This is a genomic window from Streptomyces albireticuli (assembly GCF_021228125.1).
Lineage (GTDB): Bacteria > Actinomycetota > Actinomycetes > Streptomycetales > Streptomycetaceae > Streptomyces > Streptomyces albireticuli.
Genome location: NZ_JAJQQS010000083.1, coordinates 1 through 1,095, shown reverse-complemented (window position 1 = coordinate 1,095; position 1,095 = coordinate 1). Strand labels below are relative to the sequence as shown.

General features: G+C 69.4%; 1 pseudogene. It reads right to left on the bottom strand.

Annotated elements, in window-relative coordinates:
* Positions 1-23: 23 nt before the first annotated feature.
* A pseudogene (locus tag LUZ64_RS36670) lies at positions 24-1,095 on the bottom strand (IS110 family RNA-guided transposase); the annotation flags it as partial.

Genomic DNA, 1,095 nt, shown 5'->3' with positions numbered 1-1,095 from the left:
GGGGGGTGCCCTTATGGGTTTGGTCAAGCCGGGATGGCTGGGCGTGATTCGTAGAAGGTGCCGTCTCTGAGCATGGCGAAGAGGACGTCGACGCGTCGTCTGGCGAGGCAGAGGATGGCCTGGGTGTGGTGCTGGCCCTGAGCGATTTTCTTGTCGTAGTGGGCCCGCGATGCGGGGTCGGCCAGGGAGGCGAAAGCGGCGAGGGAGAAAGCTCTCTTGAGCTGTTTGTTGCCTCGCCGGGCCGGGTGTTCGCCCCGGATCGAGGAGTCGGAACTCCTGGTCACCGTGGCGAGGCCTGCGTATGCGGCGAGGTGGGCGGCCCTGGGGAAAGTGCTGCCGTCGCCGACGTCGATCAGGATGCGGGCTCCGTTCCTGACCTCGATGCCGGGCATCGAGATCAGGCCCTTGGAAAGACGGTGGGCCTCCAGCAGGTCCTCGATCCGCTTCTCGATGACTTTGCGCTGGTCGAGGACGGCCCGCAGGGAGCCGGCCAGGCTCGGGACGATCAGCGCGGCCGCGTCGGTGCCGGGGACGACGACGCTCTGCTCGTCGAGGGCGGTGAAGATGTCGCCGACCAGGCGCTCGGCCATGCGCGGGGCCTTCGGGCGGGCGAGGCTGATCAGCCGGCGGCGTCCGGCCTTCCTCAGCCCGGCCGGGGGTCCGAAGCGTTCCAGCATGGTCAGGACTGCGGGATGGTCCAGCCTCGGGCCCAGGACCCGATCCAGGGAGGGGTGGATCTGGGTCAGCAGGCCGCGGAGCCGGTTGCTGATGCGGGTCGCCTCGCCTGCGAGGTCGTCGTCGAAGCCGACGATCATCTCCAGCTCGGCAACAGCCTCGTCGGTCGGCACGAGGTCGCGCAGAGTGTGGGGTGCGGGCGGCGTCCGCGATGACCGCAGCGTCGCGGGCGTCGGTCTTGGCCTCGCCCGGGTAGAGGTCGGCAATCCGCCGCATCGTCAGCCCTGGCAGATAGGCGACGCGGCATCCCGCGTCGCGGGCCACAGCCAGTGGCAGGGCCCCGATGGAAGCGGGCTGGTCGACCACGACGAGCACGGTCCCGTGCTTGGCCTGGAGCTTGGTGAACAGCTCACGCAGCTT